The sequence below is a fragment of the Acidiphilium sp. PM genome (assembly GCF_000219295.1).
Lineage (GTDB): Bacteria > Pseudomonadota > Alphaproteobacteria > Acetobacterales > Acetobacteraceae > Acidiphilium > Acidiphilium multivorum.
This window is the reverse complement of record NZ_AFPR01000307.1, coordinates 1-5,039: the sequence shown is the minus strand read 5'-3', so window position 1 is coordinate 5,039 and position 5,039 is coordinate 1. Positions and strand designations below refer to the sequence as shown.

3 protein-coding genes and 1 pseudogene are annotated in these 5,039 nt (G+C 68.8%); all 4 read left to right on the top strand.

Going from position 1 to position 5,039, the window contains the following annotated elements; genetic code table 11:
* The first annotated feature begins 319 nt into the window (after nucleotides 1-319).
* On the top strand, nucleotides 320-1,051 hold the full coding sequence (locus APM_RS11845; protein WP_039888451.1) for a sugar transferase: 732 nt from the start codon (nucleotides 320-322) through the stop codon (nucleotides 1,049-1,051).
* A 16-nt stretch (nucleotides 1,052-1,067) separates the two neighbouring features.
* Nucleotides 1,068-3,125, top strand: a complete 2,058-nt coding sequence (prsK, locus tag APM_RS11840) for an XrtA/PEP-CTERM system histidine kinase PrsK (protein ID WP_007423616.1) — start codon at nucleotides 1,068-1,070, stop codon at nucleotides 3,123-3,125.
* The gene (prsR, locus tag APM_RS11835; protein ID WP_007423615.1) at nucleotides 3,118-4,536 is read left to right on the top strand and encodes a PEP-CTERM-box response regulator transcription factor; all 1,419 of its coding nucleotides are present in this window, start codon (nucleotides 3,118-3,120) and stop codon (nucleotides 4,534-4,536) included. The genes prsK and prsR overlap by 8 nt, the downstream gene beginning before the upstream one ends.
* A 101-nt stretch (nucleotides 4,537-4,637) precedes the next feature.
* Nucleotides 4,638-5,039 (top strand): annotated as a pseudogene (locus APM_RS11830) (hypothetical protein); the annotation flags it as partial.

Here is a 5,039-nt window from a genome sequence, read left to right as displayed (position 1 = left end):
TACGTTTACGTCATCTAAAAAATGCGAATCGTTTAACTAAAAGATACAACAAGATAAATTTAAGATTATTTGCGTAAATTGATGCAAATCATGAAAAATTATTAATTGGATTCCATCATATTTTGTAGACATTTTGCATGCGAATCGACATAACAAACTGTTTTTGTGGCATAATGTCAAGCGCGGTCGATATCTCCGTTTTGAGAACTTCGTTTGCCTATTAGATAAAATTGAGTTAATAAAGCGCCACTGGATAACATTGCTTCACATTAGGCGTTTCGATCCGCCTTTTAGATTTATCGCATATTTGAGAGGTTGCATGATGATCGTCGATCCGAAGCATCGGTTTCCGCTGGTCCGCTTCATGCCTTATGGCGATCAGCTTGCAGAACTGCCGCATTTCGCCTCGCCGGTCACCCGCGCCCCTGCCGCGCCCGACCTGCAGGTCCGGCGGGAGGGGCGCCTGGCCCGCGCCTCCCGCCGGATCTTCGACGTCACGATGAGCCTCGTCATGGCGGTCTTTCTCGCCCCCGTCATGCTTCTCGCCGCCCTCGCCATCGCCATCGACAGTCCCGGCCCGGTCTTCTACCGCCAGACCCGCGTCGGCCTGAACGGCCGGCCGTTCCGCATCACCAAGTTCCGCAGCATGCGTCGCGACGCCGAGGGGGCGGGCGTCGCCGTCTGGGCCGCGACCGAGGATCCGCGCATCACCGCGGTCGGCCGCATCCTGCGCAAATACCGGATCGACGAGCTGCCCCAGTTCTTCGACGTCCTGCGCGGCGACATGAGCATCATCGGCCCGCGCCCCGAGCGTCCCGAGTTCGTCGCGATCCTGCGCGAGTCGATCCCGGACTACGATTTGCGCCACGCGGTGAAGCCGGGCATTACCGGTCTCGCTCAAGTGCGCTATGCTTACGGCGCCTCGGTCGAGGATGCGCGGATCAAGCACATCTATGACACCGAGTACCTCAGGAAGAGGTCGTTCCTGCTCGATGGAAAAATTCTGATCGAAACCGTTTCGGTCGTATTGTTTGGCAAGGGCGCACGGTGACGGCCTGCGTGGGCATGTGAACGAATCCGGACTCGGCGCCGCCGGCATCGCCGTCGGCCTGGCCTATCTCGCTCTCTCGGTCTTCGTGATTCTCGCCCGGCTGCCGCGGCAGGACCGGCTGAACCTGCCGCCGGTCGCCTGGCCGCTCTGGCGCCGCACCCGCCTGCCGATGACGCTCGCCGCCGTGGCGACCGGCGCCTTCGCCCTCGCCTCGAGCCTGCTTCCGCCCGGCTCGGCCGTGGCCTCCGGCACCTGGATGGCGGCGCTGCTCGGCTGGACCGGCGCGGTCGTCATCCTCGATGCGGTCTCCCGCGGCAAGAGGCTGCGCGAGCTGCCGGCCCTCCAGCGCGGCCTGCTGACCGCGCTCGTCATCGTCTTCGCCGCGGTGACGCTGACGCGGGCGCTCGCACCGGCGCTGGGCGCGGCCATCGCCATCGAGGCCCAGGTCGTCTTCGCCATCGCCATGCTGGTGCTGCTGGAAAACGTCATGCGCAACGCCGAGCGCGAGATCCTGTGGCATGTCAGCCTGCCCGGCGTCGCCACCGGCGGCCTCGCGCTGGTCAGCCTGCTTCTGTACGCGGCGGTGATCCTGCAGCACCGCTTCAGCCCGCCGCTGATCGGCGCGAGACTCGCCCTGCTGGTCATGGTCCTGCCGCTCTTCGCCGCCGGCGCGATGCGCGCGATCCGCTGGCGGCCGCGCCGGCTGCACCTCTCGCGGGAGGCGGCGTTCTACTCCGCCAGCCTGATCCTCGGCGGCTCGTTCATGATCGTGCTCGGCATCGTCGCCGAACTCGTGCGCGATTACGGCACCGGCCTCGCCGGGGTCATCGAATGGGCCATCATGTTCGCCGGCCTGCTGGTGCTCGCGATCGTGGCGAGTTCCGGCTCGGCGCGCTCCCGCCTCATGGTCGCGCTCAGCCGCCATTTCGCGGCGGCGCCGTACGACTACCGCCAGGAATGGCTGCGCAGCATCGCGACGCTGTCCGCCGATGGCGGGGTCAGCGTCGCCCAGCGGGCGATCAAGGCGCTGGCCGACACGGCGGATTCCCCCAGCGGCATCCTGCTCACCCACGACCGGCAGGCCGCCAGGCTCCGCTACAGCGAGGGGTGGAACACCGCGCTCGAAATCCCGGCCATTCCGGCGGGGACCGACCTGTTCCGCCAATGCTGCGAACGCACGGTCGTCGAACTCGACCCCGAGGGCGTGACCGCGCCGTTCTGGCTCGCCGTCGCCCTGCCCGATCCGCGCGCGAGCGGCCCGCTCGGCGTGGTGCTGCTCGGCCGGCCGCGCGTCGCGCAGCCGTTGCACCGCGAGATGGCGGCGCTGCTCACCGTGGTCGCCGGCGAGATCTCGCTGGTGATGGCGGAGCGGCAGGCCGCGGAAGCCCTGGCCGTCGCCCGCCGCTTCGAGGAAGCCGGCAAGCGCTTCGCCTTCGTCGCGCACGACATCAAGAACATCGCCAACCAGCTCGGGCTGCTGCTCGACAACTCCCAGCGCCACATGGCCGACCCGGAATTCCAGGCCGACCTGATCGGCACGGTCCGCGATTCGGTCGACAAGATCCGCGCGATGATCCGCCGCCTCGATCCGTCGGCCGCCGACCGGGCCGGCCGGCTCGACGTCGGCGCCCGCCTGCGGCATCTGCTCGCCCATCGCGGCAGGGTGGTGCTCGACGAGGGAGACGGTCACTCGATCGTCGCCATCGACCCGATCACGTTCGACATGATCGTCAACCATTTGCTGGACAATGCCCTGGAGGCCGGCACGGCGGCGCAGACCGTCATCGTCGCCCTGTCGCACGAGCCCGGCCGGGTGACGATCCGGGTCATCGACCAGGGCCGCGGGATGAGCGCGCATTTCGTGCGCGAGCGCCTGTTCAGGCCCTTCGCCTCGACCAAGGCCGCCGGCTTCGGGATCGGCGCCTTCCAGACGCGCGAACTGATCCTGCAGGCCGGCGGATCGCTCGACGTGGAGAGCGAGGAAGCGGCCGGCACCACCATGACGATCCGCCTGCCGACGGTCCACGAACCGGCGGCGGAACGCCTCGAAACGGCCGGCATCGATCATGAGTGAGCCCACCGTCCCCGAGCCGAGCCTGCTGATCGTCGAGGACGATCCGGGCCTGCGCCGGCAATATCGCTGGGCGTTCCCCGGCCGCACCGTCCTCGTCGCGGGCGACCGCGACCAGGCCATCGACCAGGCGCGCCGGGCGCGGCCCGAGGTCGCCATCATCGATCTCGGACTGCCGCCCGACCCCGACGGCATCAGCGAGGGGCTGGCCATCCTCGATGCGCTCTTCCGCGAGCTTCCGGCGATCAAGGTGATCGTGGCGACCGGCAACGGCCGCCGCGAGAACGCGCTGCTGGCGATCGGGCGCGGCGCCCACGACTTCTTTGAAAAGCCGGTCGATATCGAGATCCTGCGGATCATCGTCGACCGCGCCTTCCGGCTGGCCGCGCTGGAGCGGGAGAACCGCCGCCTCAGCAACATGGTGGGGCCGAGCCCGCTGCCGCGCGTCATCGCCGGCTCCGAGACCATGCTCAAGACCTGCCGGACGATCGAGAAGCTCGCGCCGGCGACCGCGCCGGTCCTGCTGCTGGGCGAAAGCGGCACCGGCAAGGAGATCCTCGCCCGGGCGCTACACGATCTCGGCCCCCGCGCGGACGGCCCCTTCATCGCGATCAATTGCGGCGCGATCCCCGAGCCCCTGCTGGAGTCCGAGCTGTTCGGGCACGAGAAGGGCGCCTTCACCGGCGCCATCAAGCAGACGCCGGGCCGGATCGAACTGGCCCAGGGCGGCACGCTCTTCCTCGATGAAATCGGCGACCTGCCGCTCGCCCTGCAGGTCAAGCTGCTGCGCTTCCTGCAGGAGGGCGTGATCGAGCGGGTGGGCGGGCGGCGCCCGATCCCGATCGACGCGCGGATCGTGTCCGCGACGCATCAGGATCTCGACGGGCTGGTCGCCGCCGGGCGGTTCCGGCTCGACCTGCTGTTCCGCCTGAATATCGTCAGCGTCAGGATCCCGCCGCTGCGCGAGCGCGGCGGCGACGCGGTCCTGCTGGCGCGCTTCTTTCTCCGGCGCTTCGCCCAGGACCAGAACCGTCAGGGACTCGCCTTCTCCGAGGCGGCGATCGCCGCGCTGATGCGGCATGGCTGGCCGGGCAACGTGCGCGAGCTGGAAAACCGGGTGCGCCGCGCCGTCATCATGGCCGAAGGCCAGCAGATCGAGGCGGCCGACCTCGACCTGGCGGACGGCGCGCTCGCGCCGCTGCCGGACCTGCGCTCGGCGCGCCGCGAGGCGGAGCGTGAAGCCGTCCAGCTCGCGCTGGCCCGGGCCGACGGCTCGATGGTCGCCGCGGCGAAGCTGCTCGGCATCAGCCGTCCCACCCTGTACGCGCTGATCGACAGCCTGGGCCTGAGCGATGACGTCAGGGCGGACCGCGCCGCCGACGCCGCCGACCCGTCCGGACCCGACGAGCCATGACCGCGCCATCGACGGTCAGGCCTGAACGCAATGCCGCACATGAACGCGAGAAGGGGCGCGCGATGATGAAACCAGCGTCGATCATGCGATCCGTCCGGTCGGTGACACTGTCACTGGCCGTGGCGGGGATGGCGGGATTCGCCCCCGCCGCCCATGCCGGGCAACCGCGCTCCTACCAGCGGGCGCAGGCGGCCGTGGCGCACGGCAAGCTGCTCGATGCGCGGCTCGACCTGCTGAACGCCGTCCGCCGGCATCCGCATGACGGCGCCGCGCACGCCCTGCTGGGCGAGGTCTCGCTCCAGCTCGGCGATGCCGTCTCGGCCGAGCGCGAGGCGCGCAAGGCCATCGCCGCCGGCTACCAGCCGAACCGCAGCCTGGCCCTGCTGCTGCGCAGCTACGTGGCCCAGGGCAGGTCGATCGCCCTGCTGCACGATTTCCCGATCGGCTCGGCCACCGGGGTCCACGCCGCCGTCATCGCCGTGGGGCGGGCGCGCGCCAACCTG